Source organism: Nonomuraea sp. NPDC052634, from assembly GCF_040678535.1.
GTDB classification, from domain to species: Bacteria; Actinomycetota; Actinomycetes; order Streptosporangiales; family Streptosporangiaceae; genus Nonomuraea; species Nonomuraea fastidiosa.
The window spans coordinates 159343-179836 of the sequence record NZ_JBFATY010000014.1 but is presented as its reverse complement, the minus strand read 5'-3'; the positions used below and the strand labels follow the sequence as shown (position 1 = coordinate 179836).

Here is a 20494-nt window from a genome sequence, read left to right as displayed (position 1 = left end):
CAGCCTTCCCCGGTGGGGATGTAGGTGATGTCGCCGCACCAGCGCTCATCGAGCCCGGCCGGGTCGGGGGTGAAGTCGCGCTCGATCAAATCCGGTCGCGCGCCGGCGTGTAAGTCGGGGATGGTGGTGGTCTGCCGGCGGGGCCTGTAGCGGCCGGCCAGGCCGAGCGCGCGCTATCAGCCGGGCCACCCGTCTGCGCCCGCACCGCTGACCGTCCTGCCTCAGCTGCGCGTGCACGCGGGGCGCGCCGTAGCTGCCCCGGGAGCGGGCGTGCACCCGGGCGATCTGCTCGGCCAGCTCGGCGTCGCGGGTTGCGCGCGGGCCGGGGGTGGCATTGCGGCGGGCGTAGAAGGCGGCACGGGAGACTCCCAGCAGCTCACAGGCGCGTTTGACGCTGTGGCCGCCTTGCTCTTCCGCCTCGATGAACGGGTGCACGCTCACCGGGTCTGTTTGGCGAAGAAAGCCGTCGCTCGCTTGAGGATGTCGACGTCCTCGTGCAGGCGCCGGTTCTCGCGCCGCAACGCCGCCAGTTCCTCCCACTCGCTGCTGGTCACCGTGATGAGCGGATCAGTGTCTGGTAGGTGTCGCCGAGTTGGTGGCGCTGCGATCCCTCCAGGGTAATGAGCGGACGAGGGCGGCGGGGTTCAAGCCGTTCGGCAAGCCGGCGTTGCGATCCCTCCAGGGTGATGAGCGGACCCCAGGGTAAAGCCGCAGGTCACAGGGGTGGGTCGACGGGCTTGAAGCGCGGATTTTGCAGCAGTCCGGCGGTAGTGCAGATACGCAGGTCAGGAGGGGTGCCCGCCCGGCGATCCGCACTGCCATGGATGGCACTCTAGCCTCGGGACACCGCCGAGGCGAGGGTCGGCTCGCGCTGCCCGGAAGCGACGAGGGTAGGGGCATGAGCCCGGTCGACATGCGTCCTAGGAAGTGCGGAGGCGGTTGCGCATTGCGCCTCGCACCAGTCCAGACCTGCGGCGACGACAAGTGGGGTCAAGGTCAGGAACACGTGCCGCGCATCGGCTGGTGTGAGGCGGCGGGGATGTCACGTTCCGGTGTGCCTCGCCGTGCGCGGAAGACGGCGAAGATGAGCAGATCGAGGGCTACCGGGTCGGTGCGGAGGGGTGCCGCCCAGGCGGATTGGCGGAGGTCTCGGATGGGCCGGGCTGCGGCGCCGCGGCGGCGTCGTGGCGCGTATCCGGAGCGGTTGAAGCGCGGCACGATCGCCGGGATGATCAGCGAGACCCGGCCGGTGTGCCCGCAGCAGGAGCACCTCGAGCTGTTCGTCGACACGTGTCTGTACGTGGCGCAGCAGGCGGGCCGCCCGCTGCCCGCCGCGCTGGGCGATCGCGAGGCGTGGCGGGCGGCGTACCGGGAGCTGCTGCTGGGCATGGCCGGTGCGCGCAGCGCCGACCGGCAGGCGGCGGAGGCGGTCAAGCGGCTTCAGGCGCTGGACAGCGGCTCAGATGAGCCGCGGGTATCGGGCCCCCGGCGAGGCAGGCCGACGGCGTCAGGCGGTGGAGGAGGACCGTACGCCTCGCCGGAGGCCCTCGAAGCGGACCTACGTCAAGGTCCTCAGCGCCCTCGCGCTGGTGGCCGCCGTCGGGACGCTGTCGGCCGGCCCGACGTCGAGCGCGCAGGTGGGCGGCGACGGGGTGTTCCGGGTGGGGGCGCTGGTGCCCAAGACCGGCGGGCTGCAGTTCTTCAACCGTCCCATGGCCGCGGGCGTGCGTCTCGCCGTCGCCGACATCAACGCGGCGGGCGGCGTGTACGGCCGGCCGGTCGCGGCGATCGAGACCGACTCGGGCGACTCGGACCGCCACGTCATCCCGGCGCTGACGCGGCTTCTCGCGCAGCGGGCGAACGTGGTCGTCGGTCCCGTCACGTCCTCGATGTCCCTGGCCATAGCGGATCACGTCAAGCACGCCGGCGTCGTGCAGATCTCCCCCACCGCCGCCTCCGACCGGCTCACCGGCCTCGACGACGACGGCCTGATCTTCCGCATGGCCGGCCCCGACGCCAACCAGGGCAGGCTCCTGGCCCACCTCATCGAGGCCGACGGCGCCCGCCGGGTCGGCATCCTCGCCCGCGGCGACGCCTACGGCGCCGCGCTGAGCGGGCACGTCCGCGACGCGCTACAGGTTCCGGCGCGGGTGGAGACGTACGACGCCGCCGCCAAGACGTACGCCGAGGACGTGAAGAAGATCAAGGCGTGGGAGCCGGACGCGATCGTCATCGCCGGCTTCACCGAGACCGCCGATCTCGCCCGCGAGCTGGTACGGCAGGGCCTGGGCAGCGGCGACCACCGGTGGTACTTCGGCGACGGATACCTCGCCAACGGCGGGGACACCGCGGCCTCGCTTCCGCCCGGCATCCTCGACGGGGCCAAGGCGGCGCAGGCGGGGCGGAGGTGTCCGCGCCGTTCGAGCAGCGGCTGAGGTCCGTCGACTCGACGCCGGTGAACTTCACGTACGCGCCCGAGGCGTACGACGCGACGGTGGTCGCCGCGCTGGCCGCGATCGCCGCCCCCGCCACGGCCAGAGCGAGCCGGCGGCTCGATCGGGTCATGCGCATCACCTGTATTCAGGAGTCGACGAGGCCGGGGTCAGCAGTGCCGGCTCAGCCTGATCCAGCCGACCAGGTCGAACAGGTCGCGGTCGAACTGTCCCTTGGCGCGCCACCGGTAGGTCCAGTAGGCGTTGGGCAGGTTCTTGACGAACTTGGTGCTGCTGCCGCCCGCCACCCGGATCTGGCCGAGGACCGCGCCGTCCTCGTCCAGGAGGTACGTCCACATCAGCCATGCGTCATCACCCGAGGTGCTGGACACCTTGGCGTCGAGCCGCGCGGTGCCGTCCGGATCCAGCGTCCAGGTGGCGCCCGGGCTGATGCGGCAGTCGCCCGCCGTCATGGCGCGCTTCCGGGTGAACACGCTGGGGTCGGTGTCGGCGGCGGCCGGCGCCGCGGCGGCCGGGCTCACGATCAGCCCTGCGGCCAGGACGGCGGTGCCGAGCACAGCTTTGCATCGACTGGCAGAGGCCACGCCATAGCCCGCCGCGTCCGCCCGGACGCCGCTGCCCGCCGTGCCCGTCCTGGTGATGGCGGGCGAGCTGGACATGAACAGCCCCACCGAAGTGGCCCGCTCTCTGCGAGCCTTTCCGAACGTGACCGTCGTGCGCGTCCCGTTCGGGCCGCACGCACTGACGTCCCCCGCCTCCCCGATGGGTGATTGCGTACGCGGCATGCTGCGCACCTTCCTGGCCACCAAGCAGGTGACCGACCAGAAGTGCACCGGCGAGACCTACCGTGCCCTCGGCGCCTTCCCCCAGACCGTAGAGGACGTGCCGCCGTACCCCACCCGCGGGCTCAGCACCACCCAGCGGCGGGTGCTCGCGGCCACCTTCCCCACCGCCGCGGACGCCACCGCCCGCCGCAACCCCGACAGCACGGTCTATGCGCGGGTACCGAACTGCCAGGGCTGCGGGGCGGCCAGGTCACCTTCGGCGAGGACGTCCTGCTTCACGAGGTGCGGTTCGTACGCGACCTGCAGGTCAGCGGACACATCAAGCTGTCAGCGGACGGCCACGCCACCGCCGCACTCCACGCCAAGACCGGCGGACGCACCCACGAGGTGATGCTGACGTGGGCGGCGTTCTCCACCCACCAATCCGTGTCCGGCACCTTCGACGGCATCCCCTTCGACAGCCGCCCCTGCCGCCGTCAGCGGGACGGACGGCTGCACGTGCGGGGTGCTAACAAGGCTGCCTGCCCGGGTTGCAATCCCTCCAGGGTGATGAGCGACCCCCAGGGTAAAGCTGCAGGTCCGACAAGGAATTCGACAAGCTCACGGTACGGATTCTGCAGCAGTCCGCCTGTAGTGCAGATGCGCAGGTCAGAAGGGGTGCTCGGCGCGGCGCTTTCGAGCTCCCCGAACGAGCGGTACCCCTTCCCACATGCGACCTTGCGGCTGGCAGGCCACCGTTTGACTTCGCTTTCCGCCCTTCGGGGTCAAGGGTAGATCTTCTACTGCTCTCGCAGCATGGTGACGTACTTATCGATCCGCGCTGCCCGCGTCTCAGGCTTTTTCGCACTTGCTCTTGGCCCTGCGTAGTGTGAAGCGCTGCAACCAGTACTCGTCGTCGAGTTTGCTCTTCTGCCCGTCGATCCAGCCGAAGCACAGTGCCACCTCAAGGGCCTCGGCGTAGGTGATGGACGCGATGCCGGATTCCTTCTTGGTCCGGGGCATGCGGGCGCGGGCGTCCGCAGGGTCGAAGTGGCGCCGCATGCTCTCGTCTGCATGTCCACGACTCGGCAGCCGTGGCCGCTGTTCGGCCGAGCTCTAGTCGGATCACAGCGCGGGATGAGACATATGCGGCCGATCGACGATCTTGTTCAGGTGCCTGTCGCGGGCAGGTTCACGCCTCATCACCGTCGATGAAAAGGGGCGAGTGCGAAGCGATGCGTCGGTGCGCCGCCGCCGCCCGAACTCGCCCCTTTCCTTGATCCTCCCGATACGCAACGCACAATGCTGGTTACGCACTGCGCTGATACTAGCGTGGGCTGCTGGGATCGGTAGGGCGTTCTGGATAAGTGAAGGGAGAGCCCCGATCTCCTGCAGGAGCCCCGCACCGGCCAGGAAGGCCGCCGGCCATGGCCGAGAGGCCCCGGCGCGGACTCGCGATCCGCCTAACAGGAGCGTCAAGCGTCAAGTGGATCAGACACTCGCTTGAGCAGCCTCGTGAAGGTGCCGTGCCACGCAGCGCATACGAGGTGATGCGATCAATCAGGCAGGAGACCATGTGCAAGCGACCCGGCGGCGTGGGGTTGAAAGGGCCCCCTGCGGCCAGGCGACGCGCGGAAGCGTCGGTTGTACCTGGTCGTGCGAAGCATAGAAGCGTAAGAACGGCGGACACGCGTCGCGGCGCGATGGGTCAAGACTCTTAGATCACGACGTTCTCTTATACCGCTCAGGTGTAGCTGTCCGATTTCCTTGATCTTGAAGACCTTGTCATGGACGCCGGTTGTAATCCCTCCAGGGTGATGAGCCGACCGGTGGCAGCCTCAAGGAGGCCCACTACCTGCACGAGTTGCGATCCCTCCAGGGTGATGAGCCGACCCCCAGGGTAAAGCTGCAGGTCAGGCAGGTGGTCCGACAGGCTTGCGGCGCGGATTTTGCAGCAGTCCGCCGGTAGTGCAGATGCGCAGGTCGGAAAGGGTGTTCTGCGCGGTCGTCATCCCCGCCATGAAGAGCACTCTAGTCTTTTCGCTGGCCGACGACAGTTCGGCGGCCGTCCCTGCTCCCCCACTTGGAGGCGGCGCTGCGCCGCTCCGTCTCGCCGCTCTTCGAGTGCTCGATTTCCGGGCTGGTAGAGCCGGCCTTCGTCCGAACGCCTTGGGCAAGCAGCGCGTCCGTCCTATGCCGGCCGACCATCGTGAGCCTCACCCACTGGCTCCACGGTGACTCAGGGATAGATCTTCTTCTGCTCGCCCAGCATGGTGACGTACTCCTCCTTGTCGGGGGCGAACAGCGAGAGGGCCGGCGCCACACCCGACCCAGCATCCCGTCTCAGAAGCCGCCGCCCGTCTTTCCAGGCGTCCGCGACACCAGGGGCTCAACGAATCCTCAACACCTCCTCAACACCGCCCGGCGCAAGCTCGGAAAAGGTCAGAGCCTCTGCGCGATCTCAGCAGTCCAACCGATCAAGACGCTCTCTTCCCTGGAGGATCCACGGTGTATCGGCCCAGGCGCATCCTCGCGGCGGTCCTGGCCGCCGGTCTGCTCAGCTCCTGCGGACAAAACGCGGGGAGCACCGGCGCGGCAAGCCCGCGCCCGCTGCCGTCCGGCACGCCGACGCCGTCCGCTTCCGCCTCCCCTCAGCCTGTCGCGCCGAAGACGCAGCTACCGGTGCCCAGCCTGTACGACACCTCCCGGGGCTGGGAGTCGAATCTGCCGGGGGACCAGTTCCCGCTGCCGCATTCCGGGGCGGTCGCCGTCGTCCAGGGCGGCGAGCTGACGGTGCTCGATGTGACCAACGGTCAGGTCCTGTGGAAGAGCTCCGTGACGGGGCCCGGCTCGGTGTCGGCGTTCGCGATCACCGTGCAGGGCAAGGACTATCTGGTCGCCTCCTCGTCCGGCACCGTGGGCGGCGATGTGGTCCGCAAGGGCCGGGAGGTCACGACCATCGACATCTTCCATGCCCGTCCCACGGGGAACACCGTCAAGCCGGCGCACCACCTTGAGCTGGACGGCGACGGCTCGGTCACCAACGGCGGCGGCGGGCTGCTGGTGATGTTCGAGGACGACATCTTCATGACCGTGGATCCGGCCACGGGCAAGACGAAGAAGTACGACCTCAGGCGGCAGCGCCCGCCGGCCAGGGAGTGCAAGATCTGCATCGGCGTGAACGAGGTCCTGGCGGTCACGCCGCGCGGGCCGCTGCTCGCCATGAGCCCCCGGCCGTTCGATCATCACTGGATTCCGGGTTCCTGGTCGGCGAAGGACATCTCAGACAGCCGGGTCTTCATCACGTGGGTCAAGGACCACTTCATCGCGAAGTGGTACGACGACGCCGCCAAGCGCGAGACCTGGGCCGTCCTGGACGGAGCCACGGGAAAGGTCCGCGCCGAGGTCACCTGCGTACCCGATCGTCGCGACGACGATTCCGACGGGGCGGCCGTGTCCGCCGGCGGCCGCTACCTCGTCTACAGCCAGACGGCCTTCGACCTGGGGAAGGGCACCGGCCACTGCTTCGAGGAAACCGACCAGGACAAGCCGATCCACCTCAACGGGGTGACCGATGACGGCATCGCCTTCGGCGTCGCCCCGCCGACCGACGAGGTGGAGGACCCGCGCGTCATCGTCGACCTCGCCACGGGCCAGGTCGAGCCCGCCGACTACAGGGTGCGGCCGTTCGCCGACTACTCCGGATACGGCCTGTTCTGGGACGACTCCACGAAGACCATGGTCGCCTATCCCCACCGCACGTGACCTCACGAGAATCGCAGGACTGGGTGACCGGACGCGGTTGACGGCTTCCCTGTGGAGGAGGACACGTGTTCGCCCGCCGGGCAGAGAGCCGTCCGATCGGGTCACAGCGCTGATGGAGGCGTACGCGTCGCACCCGGATCGCCGTGATCAGCAGGCCGGCCGCAGGCACGTAACGCTGGGGCGGAAACGCGTGCCAGGGAGTGTTCACGAGTACCCATGGGCCAGACCGCTACGGGCGGCCAACTGACGAGTGCTCCGAGCCTCACCCGAGATGGTCTCCCGCCGTCTCGGCTCGTGAGGCCCGCCGCCGTAGGCGTAGGAAACGGGCGATCACGAGGCTGACAGCCACAGTGGCCGCCGTCCCCACGACCCGCTGCCCGATGCTCCTGACCGCATCGTTCCTCCCTGGCGGCAGCACCACCATCTGGACGGCCGCGCCGACCGGCACGGTCAGCCGGGCGAGGACACCGATCGCTCCCGGGTGCCCGGCGCAGGCACCGATGGCACCGAGTACCGGACCGGCCATGGCGCTCGCCACCCCCCAGTAGACCGTGTCGTAGAGGTAGGAGCCGGATGGGACGTCGTGGACGATCGTGTCGGCGACGCAGTAGGCGGCGGGCAAGGCCATCACGCCGGCGACGGCGCCCCGTGCCAGGCGACGGCCCGTGAGGGCGCCCCCTTGGCCACGGGTGGCCCACCATCCCGCCAGCACCCCCAGTCCTGCCCGCGCCCAGCCGGCGTCCAGCAGGATGCTGACGATCTCCATGATCGACCACCCTCGGATGGTGGCCTCGACGCTCTCCAGATCCACGGTCAGGGTGGCTGCGGCGTTGGCCGACGATGTGGCGGCGCCGAATACCGCGCCGACGGCCAGGGCGCTCGGCGGGGGGATGACGCTGCGCCGCAGGATGGTGGCCATGGGCGGCTTTCCACCAGATCGGAGCGGCTTTGCGTTCGCCCGAGGCGGCCCACCCGAACACTGTCGATCGTGGGCGTGAGGCGGCGAACCTGTCCTGTCGTGGAGGCGTTCGGTGGGAATTCCGGCGTTTTCACCGGTTGCACGGTAGGGCGCGTGCGCGAGGCTGTGCGGCCGTGAGCTGCGGGTGGCGATGAGAAGTGACCTGACCTGCATATTCGTCGCATGTGCTGTTGCGCAGGAGTGGCACCTGATTCGTTGTCGCGTGCGTACATGAATACATATACTCCCTTCACACTCACTGTCCGGTTCGGTGGGGAGGGCGGAGATGTCGGGCCAGCACGGACATGGGCATGGGCACGGTCACGGACAGCGGCATGCGGGTGGGATCCGGCGGGTCCTCAGCGGGATCAAGCATCTGCTCACTCCGCACGGTCACGACAGCGCGGACAGGACGGACGCCGCCCTGGAGTCCAGTGCGCGCGGGATGCGGGTGCTGGCCGTCTCGTTCGCCGCGCTCATGGTCACCGCTGTGGCCCAGGCGGTCATCGTCGCGTTCTCCGGCTCGGTGGCATTGCTGGGTGACACTCTGCACAATTTCGCCGACGCGCTGACCGCCGTTCCGCTGGGGATCGCGTTCTGGATCGGGCGGCGGGCGGCCACTCGCCGCTTCACCTACGGGTACGGCCGGGCCGAGGACCTGGCGGGTGTCGTCATCGTGCTGCTCATCGCCGCCTCGGCCGGGCTCGCCGGGTACGAGGCGGCCACCCGTCTCGTCCATCCTCAGGACGTCGAAGCGCTCGGCTGGGTGGCCGGCGCGGGGTTCGTCGGGTTCCTGGGCAACGAGCTCGTCGCCCGGTACCGGATCAAGGTCGGGCGGGAGATCGGCTCGGCGGCCCTGGTGGCCGATGGGCTGCATGCCCGTACCGATGGCTTCACCTCGCTGGCCGTGCTGCTCGGTGCGGGCGGGACCGCGCTCGGATTCCCCGTCGCCGACCCGATCGTGGGGCTGCTGATCACCGTCGCGATTCTGTTCGTGCTGCGGGACGCGGCGCGCGAGATCTACCACCGGCTCATGGACGCGGTGGACCCGGCGCTGGTCGAGCAGGCCGAGCGGATCCTCGCCGCCGTGCCCGGTGTCCGGCATGTGGGGGCGGTACGGCTGCGCTGGATCGGCCATGCGCTGCGCGCCGAGGTCGAGATCCAGGTGGATCACGAGTTGTCGCTGGTGGAGGCGCACGCGGTGGCGGTGGAGGCCGAGCACCGGCTGATCCACGAGCTGCCCCGGCTGAAGGCGGCCACCGTGCACGCCGACCCCGACGGCCCGGACGGGATCGACCACCACGCGCCCCTGCTCACCCACCGGTAGCGGGCGCGTCGTCCTTGCCCAGGACTGGGCGGCGGGAGAGCATACGTTGTCATGTACGCACCTGACGACCACTCCCCCGCCGGCGGCGCCCCCGAGCAGCCCACCGACGAGCAGGTGAGTGCGGCGGTGGACGCGTTCCGGCTGCTGAGCGACGGTACGCGGCTGCGGTTGATGTGGTTGCTGTCCCACGGTGAGTACGACGTCGGCAGCCTCGCCGCGACCCTCGGCGTGGCACGCCCCTCGGTCTCCCAGCACCTGGCGAAGCTCCGGCTGGGCGGGTTGGTGCAGACGCGGCGGGAGGGGCGGCGCGTGGTGTACCGGGCCAGGGACGCTCATGTCCGCTCGCTGATCCAGGAGATGCTGTTCCACGCTGATCACGAGGTGTCGGGCATCCCCCGCCACGACTGACCGGCCTCCGCTTTTCGACGGTTCATCGGCGGGCGGTGCCAGTGCGGCGTCTCGACGTGTAGGTCTGTGCCACGCGGGCGGCGTCCTCCCCCACCCAGCCGAGGAGGGCGGAGCCGCGGCTGGTCTGGTACGGCAGGCCGACGTAGGTGAGGCCGGGGACGGGGCTGATGCCGCCGGCGTGGCGGGGCATGCCGCCGTCCAGGGCGCCGAGGATGCGCATCCAGCTGTAGTCGGGGCGGTAGCCGGTCGCCCAGATGACGGTGGACGGTGTCACGGTCCGTCCGTCGGCCGTTCGGAAGCGGTCTGCCTCGGCGGAGACGATGCGATCGACGACGCGGACGCCCAGACGGCGCAGCCGCCTGGGGCCGGCGCCGATCAGCGGGTCGCGCTTGTGTACGAGGCGGCCGAGGCGGCTGGTGATCGGGGCTCGGACGATCCCGGCCCCATCGAGCCAGGCGAAGAGGTCGCGGCCGAGTACGCGCTGGGGCATCACGGGTTTGCGGGTGCCGAGGGCGAGGGTGACGTGCCGGTCCTGGGCCAGCTCGGCGGCGATCTGGATGCCGGAGTTGCCGCCGCCGACCACGAGTGCGGGGCCGTCGGGCAGGTGGCGGGGGTTGCGGTAGTGGGCGCTGTGCAGGGCGACGATGTCCGGTGCGAGGGGCAGGTCGGGGATGTTCGGGCGCTGGAAGGGGCCGGTCGCGACCACGACGCCGTCGGCGGTGAAGGTGCCGTGGTCGGTGACCGCTTCGAAGGTTCCGTCTTCCCAGCGGTGCAGGCGGCGTACGGGGGTGCCGAGGCGGATGGGCAGGTCGAAGTGCGCCGCGTACGTCTCCAGGTAGTCGGCCACCTCGTCCTTGCCGGGGTATCGGCGGCCGTCGCCGGGCAGCGGCAGGCCGGGCAGGGAGCTGTGGCGGGCGGAGGTGAACAGGCGCAGCGAGTCCCAGCGCCGCCGCCACGACTCCCCCACGCGCGTGTGGGCTTCGAGGAGCAGTACGTCATGTCCGGCCAGACGGAGTTCGCGGCCTGCGGCGAGTCCCGCCTGGCCGGCGCCGATCACGAGAATCATGCGTCCCAGCCTGGCCCGCCGCCCGCAATGGAGGCTTGAACGAACCTGCTATCCCCGCAGCCATCGCACCCCGGCCGACAGGACCGAGGGCGCGTCGCCCATCATGCGGCGGATCGTCCTGGACAGGTGTGCGGAGTCGGAGAACCCGGCGGTGTGCGCGGCGTCGGTGAGGGTGCCGCCGTCGGCAAGCGCGTACAGGGCGAGCCGGAGCCGCATCCACAGCACGTACGGCCGGAACGGCAGCCCGGCCTGCTCCCGGAACAGGTGGGCCAGCCGGCTCTCCGACAGGTGCACGGCGTCGGCGAGCGCGGAGAGCCGCACCTGCCCCGGCAGGGTCTCGTCGATGAGCCGCATCGCCTGCGCCAGCCCCGGGTGGAGATGCGCCGCCGGGACCGTTCCCGTGATCTCGTCGGCCAGGGCGATCAGGGTGGGCAGGTCGTGGCGGGGCGGCGGTGAGAGGTCGATGGCCCAGGCGGCGGCCGAGCCGGTGCCGGGCGGGTGGGCGAGGTCGCCGGCCTGGGCCGGGTCGATGAGGGCGAGCAGGCCGGCGTCGGTTCCGCGGACGATCGCATGCCGGGTGTTGGCCGGGATCAGCGCGGCCGTCAGCTCGTGCGCGGTCCCGTCGCCGCCGCGCAGGATCAGGCCGTCGCCGATGAGGAGTTGCACGGCGTAGTGGGCGTGCATGGCGGCGGCGCCGATGTGCCCGCCGTAGTAGAAGCGGCCGGGGGTGATCGCCGCCCGTCCTCGCCATCCGTTCACCGGTCGGCGGGGCCGCAGCAGCCGTCGGAGCAGGCGCCCTCGGAGGCGGCGGGTACGGCGCAGCAGGCATCGCCGCGCCAGGCCGCGCGACCCTCCTTGACCGCGCCTGCGGCGTCGGCGGTGACGTACGCGGCGAGGGCGAAGAAGCCGACGGCGATCACGCGGAGCGCGGTGCGTTCGCGGCGTTCGTGGTCGGCGGCGGAGAACTGCCAGGCCACCGCGGCGGCCGAGGCGACCTCCCCGATCGAGTCGAGGCCGAAGCCGATGAGCGCGGCGGAGGAGGCGACGGCGCCCGCGGTGATGGAGACCATGGCCTCGATCACGTTGTACGTGATGGTCGCGGCCACCAGCAGCCGGATACGCCGCCGCAGAGCCGCCCGCCGGGCCGGGGCGGGCCCGATGCCGGGCAGGTCCAGCGCGCTCACGTCACCGCCTCCCCACCCGCGATCCCTCCCGGGCACAGCGCGACGGTGTGGCCGGTGGCGGCGAGGAGCTGCTGCGCCGACGCGAGCAGGTCCATGAGCTCCGGCCGGGTCAGGGAGTAGAACGACTGGCGTCCTTCGGCCCGGTAGGTGACCAGGCCGCAGTCGCGCAGGCAGGCCAGGTGCTTGGAGACGGTGGACTGGGCGAGGCCGAGCTCGGCGGTCAGGTCGACCACGCGGGCCTCGCCCCTGGTCAGGCGCTGCACGATGCGCAGCCGCGTCTCGTCCGCCAGGGAACGGAACAGCGCCGCCGCGGAAGACACCCCGGCTGCGATGCCGGCGCTCACGCACCGTCCACCGCCATCATCCATCGCCATGTGGCGATGATATGCGGCGAACGCTATGAGAAGGCAAGGCGGCTCCGGGGCCCGTGCCGCGGTAGGGAGCATCCGCCGCACGGCGAACATGACACTCTGCTGAACTCGCCTTGATGTCCACCGGCGTAGCGTCGGTGTCATGAGGGGTCGCCGGCGGTGAGGAGGAACCATGGCAGGCAAGACCCAGGTCAAGGTTCAGGTGCGCCGGGTCTATGACGAGCCGCGGGACGACGACGGCACCAGGGTGCTGGTGGACCGGCTCTGGCCGCGCGGGCTGACCAAGGACAAGGCCGCCCTCGACGAGTGGTGCAAGCAGGTCGCCCCCTCGGCGGAGCTGCGCACCTGGTACCGCCACGACCCGGAGCTGTTCGCCGAGTTCGCCCGCCGCTACCGCGGCGAGCTGGAGGAGCCCGAGCGGGCGGAGGCGGTCGCGCATTTGCGTGAGCTCGCCCGAGGTGGCGTGCTGACGCTGCTCACCGCGACCAGGCAGGCGGAGATCAGCGAGGCGGCCGTGCTCGCCGAGGTGCTCCAGGAATGATCATCATGCGGCGAGGAGGTCCGGCATGGGGTACAACGTCGCGCAGAAACTGATCGCATCGCACCTCGTGTCCGGCGACATGACCGCCGGGCGGGAGATCGCGCTACGCATCGACCAGACGCTCACGCAGGACGCGACCGGCACCCTGGTGATGCTGGAGCTGGAGGCGATGGACCTCGACCGGGCCCGTGCCGAGGTGTCGGTGCAGTACGTCGATCACAACCTGTTGCAGGCCGACGGCAAGAACGCCGAGGACCACGCCTTCCTGCGTTCGGCCTGTCACCGTTTCGGCCTGTGGTACTCCAAGCCGGGCAACGGCGTCTCCCACCCGACGCACATGCAGCGGTTCGGCGTTCCCGGCAAGACGCTGGCCGGCTCGGACAGTCACACGCCGGCGGCGGGTTCGCTGGGCATGCTGGCGATCGGTCTGGGCGGTATCGAGGTGGCGATGGCGATCGCCGGTGAACCGGTGTATCTGCGCATGCCCGAGATCTGGGGGGTGCGGCTGACCGGCGAGCTGCCGGCCTGGGTGAGCGCCAAGGACGTCATCCTCGAGATGCTGCGCCGGCACGGCGTCAAGGGCGGCGCGAACCGGATCATCGAGTACCACGGTCCCGGGCTGGCGCATCTGACGGCGATGGACCGGCATGTGATCGCGAACATGGGTGCCGAGCTCGGCGCGACCACCACGGTGTTCCCCGCCGACGATCAGGTCAGGGCGTTCCTGCGGGCCGAGCGGCGCGAGCAGGACTTCGCCGAGCTGCTCGCCGACACCGACGCCGCCTACGACGTCACCGACGAGATCGACTTGTCGGGCCTGGAGCCGCTGATCGCGCTGCCCAGCTCGCCGGGGAACGTGGTCCCGGTGCGGGAGGCGGCCGGTCGGCCGGTGGATCAGGTGGTGGTCGGCTCTTCGGCCAACCCGGGGTTGCGCGATTTCGCCGTCGTCGCGGCCATCGTGTCGGGGCGGCAGGCGCATCCGGGGGTGTCGTTCGACGTCAATCCGAGCTCGCGGCAGATCCTTCAGGATCTGACGAAGATGGGCGCCACGTTCACGCTGATCTCGGCGGGGGCGCGGCTGCACCAGTCCGGCTGCATGGGCTGCATCGGCATGGGCCAGGCGCCGGCCGCCGGGCACAACAGCCTGCGCACGTTCCCGCGTAACTTCCCCGGCCGGTCCGGGACACGTGAGGACGCGGTGTTCCTCTGCTCCCCCGAGACCGCCGCCGCGGCCGCGCTGACCGGCCGGATCACCGACCCGCGCGACCTGCCACGGCTGCTCGGCATCGGCTACCCGGATCTGGAGTTGCCGGCCGAGTCCAGCGTGAACACCGCCATGCTCGAACCGCCGCCTCCGGCGCAAGACTCCAGAGCGGAGCTGGTCAAGGGGGCGAACATCTCCTCGCTCCCCGACTTGCCGCCGCTGCCCGGCAGGGTGGAGGCGCCGGTCGTGCTCAAGGTCGGCGATGACGTCTCCACCGACGAGATCCTGCCCGCCGGGGCGCGGGTGCTGCCGTACCGGAGCAACATCCCCAAGCTGGCGGAGTTCACCTTCGCGCAGATCGATGAGACCTACGCCGGCCGGGCGCACGCCTCCCGCGACAGCGGGCACATCGTCGTCGGCGGCGCCAACTACGGTCAGGGCTCCTCGCGCGAACACGCCGTCATCGCGCCCCGCCATCTCGGCCTGCGCGTGGTCCTGGCGGTGTCGTTCGCGCGCATCCACTGGCAGAACCTCGCCAACTTCGGCGTGCTCGCGCTGGAGTTCGCCGACCCGCACGACTACGACCGCATCCAGCAGGGCGACACGCTCGTGCTGGACGACCTGAGGCGGGCGATCGGCGCGGACGGCGGCGAGATCACGGTCCGCAACGCCACCCGGGACCAGCACTACACCGCCCGGCACCGGCTGTCCGAGCGGCAGATCGCGATGGTGCTGGCCGGTGGGCTGATCCCCTGGCTGCGCGAGCGGCAGCAGCCGTCCGCCTCCCGCGAGGCCGGGTGAGGCCGCCGGATCAGGGCAGCTTGGCGACGGTCAGCAGGATCTGGGAGTCCTCCAGCGCTTCGAGGCTGTGGCGGGCGTCGGGCACGATGAGCAGGTCCCCGGTGCGGGCCTCCCACTGCTGCGTGCCGGCGATCATGCGGACCCGGCCGTGCAGCACCTGCAGCGTGGCCTCGCCGGGGTTCTCGTGCTCGGCGAGGTGCGCGCCTTGACGCAGGGCGATGACCGTCTGGCGGAGCACCTTCTCGTGGCCGCCGTACACGGTGCCGGCGGCGTGACCGCCACCGGCCGTGGCCGCCCGGTCGGCCTGTTGCCGGGCCAGAGCCGTGAGCGAGATCTTCTGCATGCCGTCTTCCTTCCGGTTGCGAGTCCTCAGCGCACCAGGTGCCCGAGCGGGACGTCCGGGTCGGTGAGGGCTTTGCGGTCCACCGGGGCGCCGGAGAGAACGAGGGCCTTGAGGTGGTCGCCCTGGTCCCAGATGTTGACGTTCATCGCGGCGAGCACCCTGTCGTCCTCCCCCAGCCAGAAGGCGATGAACTCGCGCCGGCCCACATCTCCCCTGATGGCGACCTCGTACGCGGTGCCGGGCGGGACGTGGCCGAGGTACTCCATGCCGAGGTCGTACTGGTCGGTGTAGAAGTACGGCGGTTCCTCGTAGGAGGCGTCGCGGCCGAGCATGGCGCGGGCGGCCACGGCGGGCTGGTTGAGCGCGTTGGCCCAGTGTTCGACGCGGATGTGGTGGCGGTGGCGGGGGTGGTAGGCGTTGGCGACGTCGCCGGCGGCGTAGATGTCGGGGTCGCTGGTACGCAGGTCGGCGGTGACCTTGACGCCGTTGTCGATCTCCAGGCCCGCGGCGGCGGCGAGCGCGGTGTCGGGGACGGCGCCGACGCCGGCGATCACGGCGTCGGCGTCGGCGTGGGTGCCATCCGCCAGCCGCACACCGGTATCGGTCACCTCGGCGAGTCGGGCGCCCAGGCGCAGGTCCACGCCGTTGTCGCGGTGCAGGTCGGCGAAGACGGCGCCGAGCTCGGGTCCGAGGGCGCCGAGCAGCGGCTGGTGCTCCTGTTCGATGACGGTGACGTCGGCTCCGGCGTTGCGGGCCGCGGCGGCGGCCTCCAGGCCGATCCAGCCGGCGCCGATGACGGCGACCTTGCGGGCGGAGGACAGCGTGGCGCGCAGCCGGTCGGAGTCGTCGACAGTGCGCAGGTAGAGCACGCGCTCGCCGCCGGGCACGTTCAGGCGGCGCGGGACGGCGCCGGTGGCGAGCAGGAGCTTGTCGTAGCGCAGACGTTCGCCGCTGGAGAGGGTCACCTCGTGCGCGGCGGGGTCGAGTGCGGTGGCCTCGGCACCGGTGCGCACGTCGATCGCGTGGTCGCGGTACCAGTCCGCGTCGTGCACGAAGATCGTGTCGCGTTCGTCGTCGCCCTGCAGGTAGCCCTTCGACAGCGGCGGGCGCTCGTAGGGCAGGTGGGGTTCGCGGCCGATGAGCACGATCGTGCCGTCGAACCCCTCCTGGCGCAGGGCCTCGGCCCCCTTGGCCGCGGCGAGGCCGCCTCCGACGATCACGAACGTGGCCGGTTCCGTCATCGTGGGTCTCCTGTCTGCACGTGCGGACTCTTCGTACGGGCTGCTAGGCGTGCACTCCGGAGAGCGCGAAGAACTCCTGCCGGGAACGCGCGTCCTCGCGCAGCACCCCCTGCAGGGCCGAGGTCACCGTGCGGGACCCGGGCACCCGGACACCGCGCATCGACATGCACATGTGCTCGGCCTCGATCACCACGCCGACCCCCTTAGGCGCCAGGTGCTGCTGGAGCCAGTCGGCCACCTGCTTGGTGAGGCGTTCCTGCACCTGCAGATCGCGGGCGAACAGCTCGACGACCCGGGCGAGCTTCGACAGGCCAAGAATACGATCACCGGGCAGGTAGCCCACGTGCGCCACGCCATGGAAGGGCAGCAGATGGTGCTCGCACAGCGACTGCACGGGGATGTCGCGGGCCAGCACGAGCTCGTCGTAGCCCTCCTCGTTGGGGAAGGTCGTCAGGTCGAACTCGCGCGGGGTCAGCATCTCGGCGTACGCGTGGGCGACCCGCTTGGGGGTGTCGGCCAGGTGCGGCGAGTGCGCGTCGCGGCCGAGCGCGGTCAGCAGGTCGGTCACCGCCCGCCGCGCGGCCTCCAGGTCGACGCCGCCGCCGCGGACCACCCGCAGGTGCCGCTGCTCCACATCATCGGCGGGCTGCATCACGGACTCGCTCATGCCGGCCGTCCGCGGTCATCGCATGCGTTCATCATCATGATCACCCTTCTTCTAATGACAAGATTGGTTAACATTAGAAGGGGTGCGGTAATTCCGTCAACAAGGGTGGGTTTTAGAAGCATGGGCGATGCCATCGGTGTGCGGCCGGCGTACATCTCCGCCATCGCGGCGCTGGACGAGCCGACCCGGCGTCGTCTGTACGAGTACGTGGTACGCCAGTCCTCGCCGGTGAGCCGCGACGAGGCGGCCGACGCGATCCAGGCCCCGCGCACCACCGTCTCCTTCCACCTGGAGAAGCTGGTGACCGAGGGGCTGCTGGAGGCCGTGTACGAGCGCCGCACCGGCAGGTCCGGTCCCGGGGCCGGCCGTCCGGCGAAGCTGTATCGGCGGGCGCGCGCTCAGATCGCGGTGTCACTGCCGGATCGGCGGTACGAGACCGCCGCGCTCCTACTCGCGGACGCCCTCCAGGAGGCCGAGGAGTCGGGCGAGCCGCCGCGTACGGTGCTGGACCGGCGCGCCCGCGAGCTGGGCCGGGAACTCGGCCGCCGCGAGCGGAGCGCGGACACCCGCGCCGCCCATCCCGACGTCGCGCCACCCCTGGAGGAGCCCGGCCGGGAAGCCCGCACCTCGCACACCGGCATCGTCCAGACCTTGGAAGTGCTCGGTTTCGAGCCGCGCCCGTCCGACGGCACGATCGCGCTCGGCAACTGCCCGTTCCAGAGCCTCGCCGAGCGGCACGCCGCGCTGGTCTGCGGCATGAACCTGAGCCTGCTCACGGGCCTGCTCGAAGGTCTGAACGCCACGGACGTCACCGCCCGCCTCGCCCCCGCCCCCGGTCAGTGCTGCGTCCGCCTCGACCTGCCGCCAGTGCTTTGACGTAGCGGCGGGCCGGGACGGCGATCGGGCCGTTCTCGCCGGCCGCCCGGTAGTGGAACGGCCCTTCATCGGCCCAGCCGTTGCGCTCGTAGAAGCGGCGGGCGCGGGTGTTGCCCGCGACGACCGCCAGCCAGGCCCGCCCGTGACCGCCGGCCGCGACGAGGCGTTCGGCTTCGGCGAGCAGGGCGGTGGCCACGGGGGTGCCGCGGTGCTCCCTGGCGACGTAGACCTGCTCCACCTCGTCCCCGACCACCATGACGAACCCGGCCACGGCGCCTTCGACGACGGCGACGACCGTGTCCGCGATGCGCTGCGCGGCGCGTTCGCGGAACGGCTCCGGAGTGCGGGCCGCCGCGAGAGCGTCGGGAACGTTTCCGCGATGCCCGTCGCCCCAGCCTTCGTGCCAGATCCGCGCGATCTGCTGCGCGTCTTCATCTCTCGCGGGACGTAACCGCACGCTCTCGCTCCTTCACGATCATTCACCGAATGTTCATACTATACCCCCCTACCGTATTGACGAGCCTCGGGTCGCGGAGGCGAGGAAGAGCGGCAGCGCGAGGAACAGCCGATCCTGTTCGGCACGCCGGGTCTGCTCGGCGGTCCAGGCGTCGCACTGCTCCCGGGTGATGACCCCGGCCGCGTGTGCGGCCTGTGCGAGGCCGGTCAGCATGCGCAGCATCGTCGTGCCGGTGAAGACTTCGGTGTGCACCTCCACCTCCACGTCGCCGAACCCGGCGTCCAGCAGCAGGTTGCGGTAGGCGCGGGCGGCGCGCGGGTTGGTGATGAGGTCGGCGCGGGCGTGCACGATGGTCCGGGTGAGGCCGGGCTGGTCGGAGTCGATGACGAACGCGTCCCAGTCCTGCCCGACGAGCACGATCCGGCCGCCGGGGGCCAGCACGCGACGGGCTTCGGCCAGCGCCGTGGCCGGGTCGGCGAGCTCGTGGAACACCTTGTCCGCCCGATGTCCGGCCACCTCGTGATCGCCCAGAGGCAGGCGGTAGGCGTCGCCCACGCGGAAGTCGGCCTCGGGCCGGCGTCGCCGGGCAACACCGATCATCTCTTCATTGACGTCCACGCCGATCGCCGTGATCTTCTGGTCGTTCAGCTCGGCCACCGCCCGGCCCGCACCGCAGCCCACATCGACGGCGGAGTCTCCGGGGCGGAGTCTGAGCAGTTCGTACGAGCGGGCGCGCAGCGCGGCGGCACCCGGCATGGCGTCGGCGATATCGAGCAGCCTGATGAGGTCGGTCTCGTTCGACATGCACGCCACCATGCGACTTAATGTCGGCATGAAGTCAACTCCGATGATGGCCATCGGCGAGGTCGCCGCCCGCTTCGGGCTCGCACCGCACGTCCTGCGCCACTGGGAGGCGATGGGGCTGCTCTCCCCCGCGCGCGTCGAGGGCGACCGCCGCCGCTACGGCCGCGACGACCTCTACCGGATCGCGCTGATCCTCCGCGCCAAGGAGGCCGGCATCGGACTGGCGGACATCCGCCGGATGCTCACCACCACCGAACCGGCCGCCCGCCGGGAGATCCTCCACCGCCACCGCGAGGACCTCATACGTCGCATCGCCGCCGCCCAAGCCTCGCTCGCCCTCCTCGATTGCGCGCTGACCTGCGAGCACGAGGACCTCGCCACCTGCCGGCACTTCCAGGCGATGCTCACCGAACGGGTCGGACAGGCCATCGCCACCGGACCGCATACATCGAAAGGCGAACCGGCCGCTGTCCGCTGACATCGTCGCCCGCTACAGCGAGATCAACGATTTGGACTTCTTCCCTTATACGGTCACCAAGTACGAGGAACTCCTGCGTCCGGCGACAACCTCGAGACGGCGGAGACAGAAGTGGACATCACCGCAGCCCGCCTGGCCGTCGTGGAGCTGGAAAGCGGCATTCAGCTGGACGATGAACTCATGAACGCTCCGCATCACATGCTGCCAATATAGCGATCGGCCCATGCCGGTTGAGAGAGGAGAAAGGCGGAGTTACATGCGGAAGCAGCGGGTGACGGCGATCGCTCTTGCCCTGTCTCTTCTCGCTGGGGGTTGTGCGCGGGCGCCTGAGGTGGTCGATCCCGGAGTTCTTGAAGAAGTCGGGAAAATCGGCACAATCGTCTGGAAAGACCGCTACACGGGATTGTCCGGGACCGAGACAATCGTGACCGACATTTTCCTGGTCGATGCCGGGGGCGAGACCCAGGAGGCATCGCTCAAGAAGGCGGTCGCGTTCCTGCACGGCCGGGGCTGGGTCACCTCGTTGGACGACTCGCCGGACAATGTGTGGCTGCAGTCGCCCAAGTGGAAAGGCGCCAACCTGGCCGTGTCCTCGCTCCGCGACACCCCGGAATACGGGCGACCCGAGGTGAAACAGACCGTCGAACGGCAGGGCGTCAAGCCTGAAGCGCTCGTCAGCGTGTCCGCGTACGTGGGCTGGTGAACGTTCCGGCTGTTCGATCTCCATGGCTGGAAGGCGCCCTGATCGGCTGAACCTCGTGGGCCGCTCGTACGGTGGCGAGCTGC

23 protein-coding genes are annotated in these 20494 nt (G+C 70.5%); 10 read left to right on the top strand and 13 right to left on the bottom strand.

What is annotated here, in order from left to right; translation table 11 throughout:
- Window positions 1–45: 45 nt before the first annotated feature.
- Window positions 46–435, bottom strand: coding sequence for an IS3 family transposase (locus tag AB0K67_RS37090; RefSeq protein ID WP_364069500.1), 390 nt, complete (start codon window positions 433–435; stop codon window positions 46–48).
- A gap of 1154 nt (window positions 436–1589) precedes the next feature.
- On the opposite strand from AB0K67_RS37090, the gene AB0K67_RS37085 reads away from it, so the two are divergent.
- Window positions 1590–2435 carry an ABC transporter substrate-binding protein gene (locus AB0K67_RS37085; RefSeq protein ID WP_364069492.1) on the top strand — a complete coding sequence of 282 codons (846 nt, stop codon included), beginning with the start codon at window positions 1590–1592 and terminating at the stop codon, window positions 2433–2435.
- A 167-nt stretch (window positions 2436–2602) separates the two neighbouring features.
- On the opposite strand, the gene AB0K67_RS37080 is transcribed toward AB0K67_RS37085, so the two are convergent.
- Entirely contained in the window at window positions 2603–3010 is a 408-nt protein-coding gene (locus tag AB0K67_RS37080) for a DUF6294 family protein (protein ID WP_364069490.1), read from the bottom strand.
- 67 nt (window positions 3011–3077) lie between these two features.
- Here AB0K67_RS37080 and AB0K67_RS37075 point away from each other — a divergent pair, with 67 nt between their 5' ends.
- The gene (locus AB0K67_RS37075; RefSeq protein ID WP_364069488.1) at window positions 3078–3629 is read left to right on the top strand and encodes a hypothetical protein; all 552 of its coding nucleotides are present in this window, start codon (window positions 3078–3080) and stop codon (window positions 3627–3629) included.
- A 440-nt stretch (window positions 3630–4069) separates the two neighbouring features.
- Here the strand turns inward: AB0K67_RS37075 and AB0K67_RS37070 are convergent, their stop codons facing one another.
- Complete coding sequence (locus AB0K67_RS37070) at window positions 4070–4279, bottom strand: hypothetical protein (RefSeq protein WP_364069486.1); 210 nt, start codon at window positions 4277–4279, stop codon at window positions 4070–4072.
- Window positions 4280–5725: 1446 nt separating this feature from the next.
- Between AB0K67_RS37070 and AB0K67_RS37065 the strand changes: the two genes are divergently transcribed.
- Window positions 5726–6982, top strand: a complete 1257-nt coding sequence (locus AB0K67_RS37065; protein ID WP_364069484.1) for a hypothetical protein — start codon at window positions 5726–5728, stop codon at window positions 6980–6982.
- A 262-nt stretch (window positions 6983–7244) separates the two neighbouring features.
- Here AB0K67_RS37065 and AB0K67_RS37060 read toward each other — a convergent pair whose 3' ends face one another.
- Window positions 7245–7901, bottom strand: coding sequence for a hypothetical protein (locus tag AB0K67_RS37060; protein WP_364069482.1), 657 nt, complete (start codon window positions 7899–7901; stop codon window positions 7245–7247).
- A 484-nt stretch (window positions 7902–8385) separates the two neighbouring features.
- Between AB0K67_RS37060 and AB0K67_RS37055 the strand changes: the two genes are divergently transcribed.
- Together AB0K67_RS37055 and AB0K67_RS37050 are read left to right on the top strand one after the other, a co-directional pair.
- The gene (locus AB0K67_RS37055; protein ID WP_364069480.1) at window positions 8386–9267 is read left to right on the top strand and encodes a cation diffusion facilitator family transporter; all 882 of its coding nucleotides are present in this window, start codon (window positions 8386–8388) and stop codon (window positions 9265–9267) included.
- Between the two features lie 51 nt (window positions 9268–9318).
- Window positions 9319–9675, top strand: a complete 357-nt coding sequence (locus tag AB0K67_RS37050; RefSeq protein WP_364069478.1) for a metalloregulator ArsR/SmtB family transcription factor — start codon at window positions 9319–9321, stop codon at window positions 9673–9675.
- 22 nt (window positions 9676–9697) lie between these two features.
- Here the strand turns inward: AB0K67_RS37050 and AB0K67_RS37045 are convergent, their stop codons facing one another.
- From AB0K67_RS37045 to AB0K67_RS37030, 4 genes are read right to left on the bottom strand one after another with little or no spacing between them, the layout of a single operon-like run.
- Complete coding sequence (locus AB0K67_RS37045) at window positions 9698–10741, bottom strand: NAD(P)-binding domain-containing protein (protein ID WP_364069476.1); 1044 nt, start codon at window positions 10739–10741, stop codon at window positions 9698–9700.
- Window positions 10742–10789: 48 nt separating this feature from the next.
- The gene (locus AB0K67_RS37040; RefSeq protein WP_364069474.1) at window positions 10790–11500 is read right to left on the bottom strand and encodes an AraC family transcriptional regulator; all 711 of its coding nucleotides are present in this window, start codon (window positions 11498–11500) and stop codon (window positions 10790–10792) included.
- Window positions 11497–11925: a hypothetical protein gene (locus tag AB0K67_RS37035; protein WP_364069472.1), complete on the bottom strand. Its 429-nt coding sequence runs from the start codon at window positions 11923–11925 to the stop codon at window positions 11497–11499. The genes AB0K67_RS37040 and AB0K67_RS37035 overlap by 4 nt, the downstream gene beginning before the upstream one ends.
- Window positions 11922–12299, bottom strand: a complete 378-nt coding sequence (locus tag AB0K67_RS37030) for a metalloregulator ArsR/SmtB family transcription factor (protein ID WP_364069470.1) — start codon at window positions 12297–12299, stop codon at window positions 11922–11924. Before AB0K67_RS37030 ends, AB0K67_RS37035 begins: the two co-directional genes overlap by 4 nt.
- A 169-nt stretch (window positions 12300–12468) precedes the next feature.
- Here AB0K67_RS37030 and AB0K67_RS37025 point away from each other — a divergent pair, with 169 nt between their 5' ends.
- Window positions 12469–12837: a DUF488 family protein gene (locus tag AB0K67_RS37025; RefSeq protein WP_364069468.1), complete on the top strand. Its 369-nt coding sequence runs from the start codon at window positions 12469–12471 to the stop codon at window positions 12835–12837.
- Between the two features lie 25 nt (window positions 12838–12862).
- Window positions 12863–14842 carry an aconitate hydratase gene (locus AB0K67_RS37020; RefSeq protein ID WP_364069466.1) on the top strand — a complete coding sequence of 660 codons (1980 nt, stop codon included), beginning with the start codon at window positions 12863–12865 and terminating at the stop codon, window positions 14840–14842.
- 10 nt (window positions 14843–14852) lie between these two features.
- Here AB0K67_RS37020 and AB0K67_RS37015 read toward each other — a convergent pair whose 3' ends face one another.
- From AB0K67_RS37015 to folE, 3 genes are read right to left on the bottom strand one after another with little or no spacing between them, the layout of a single operon-like run.
- A complete protein-coding gene (locus tag AB0K67_RS37015) occupies window positions 14853–15185 on the bottom strand; it encodes a cupin domain-containing protein (protein ID WP_364069465.1) in 333 nt (110 codons plus the stop codon).
- A 26-nt stretch (window positions 15186–15211) separates the two neighbouring features.
- Complete coding sequence (locus tag AB0K67_RS37010) at window positions 15212–16426, bottom strand: FAD-dependent oxidoreductase (RefSeq protein ID WP_364069463.1); 1215 nt, start codon at window positions 16424–16426, stop codon at window positions 15212–15214.
- Window positions 16427–16469: 43 nt separating this feature from the next.
- Entirely contained in the window at window positions 16470–17093 is a 624-nt protein-coding gene (folE, locus tag AB0K67_RS37005; RefSeq protein ID WP_364069461.1) for a GTP cyclohydrolase I FolE, read from the bottom strand.
- 120 nt (window positions 17094–17213) lie between these two features.
- Between folE and AB0K67_RS37000 the strand changes: the two genes are divergently transcribed.
- Window positions 17214–17969, top strand: coding sequence for a helix-turn-helix domain-containing protein (locus AB0K67_RS37000; RefSeq protein ID WP_364069459.1), 756 nt, complete (start codon window positions 17214–17216; stop codon window positions 17967–17969).
- Here AB0K67_RS37000 and AB0K67_RS36995 read toward each other — a convergent pair.
- Both AB0K67_RS36995 and AB0K67_RS36990 read right to left on the bottom strand, forming a co-directional pair.
- Window positions 17902–18426, bottom strand: coding sequence for a GNAT family N-acetyltransferase (locus tag AB0K67_RS36995; protein ID WP_364069457.1), 525 nt, complete (start codon window positions 18424–18426; stop codon window positions 17902–17904). The two genes, AB0K67_RS37000 and AB0K67_RS36995, sit on opposite strands and share 68 nt — an antisense overlap.
- 48 nt (window positions 18427–18474) lie before the next feature.
- Entirely contained in the window at window positions 18475–19230 is a 756-nt protein-coding gene (locus tag AB0K67_RS36990) for a methyltransferase domain-containing protein (protein ID WP_364069455.1), read from the bottom strand.
- Between the two features lie 28 nt (window positions 19231–19258).
- Here AB0K67_RS36990 and AB0K67_RS36985 point away from each other — a divergent pair, with 28 nt between their 5' ends.
- On the top strand, window positions 19259–19708 hold the full coding sequence (locus AB0K67_RS36985) for a MerR family transcriptional regulator (RefSeq protein WP_364069453.1): 450 nt from the start codon (window positions 19259–19261) through the stop codon (window positions 19706–19708).
- Window positions 19709–19964: 256 nt separating this feature from the next.
- On the top strand, window positions 19965–20411 hold the full coding sequence (locus AB0K67_RS36980) for a hypothetical protein (RefSeq protein WP_364069451.1): 447 nt from the start codon (window positions 19965–19967) through the stop codon (window positions 20409–20411).
- The last annotated feature ends 83 nt before the right edge of the window (window positions 20412–20494 follow it).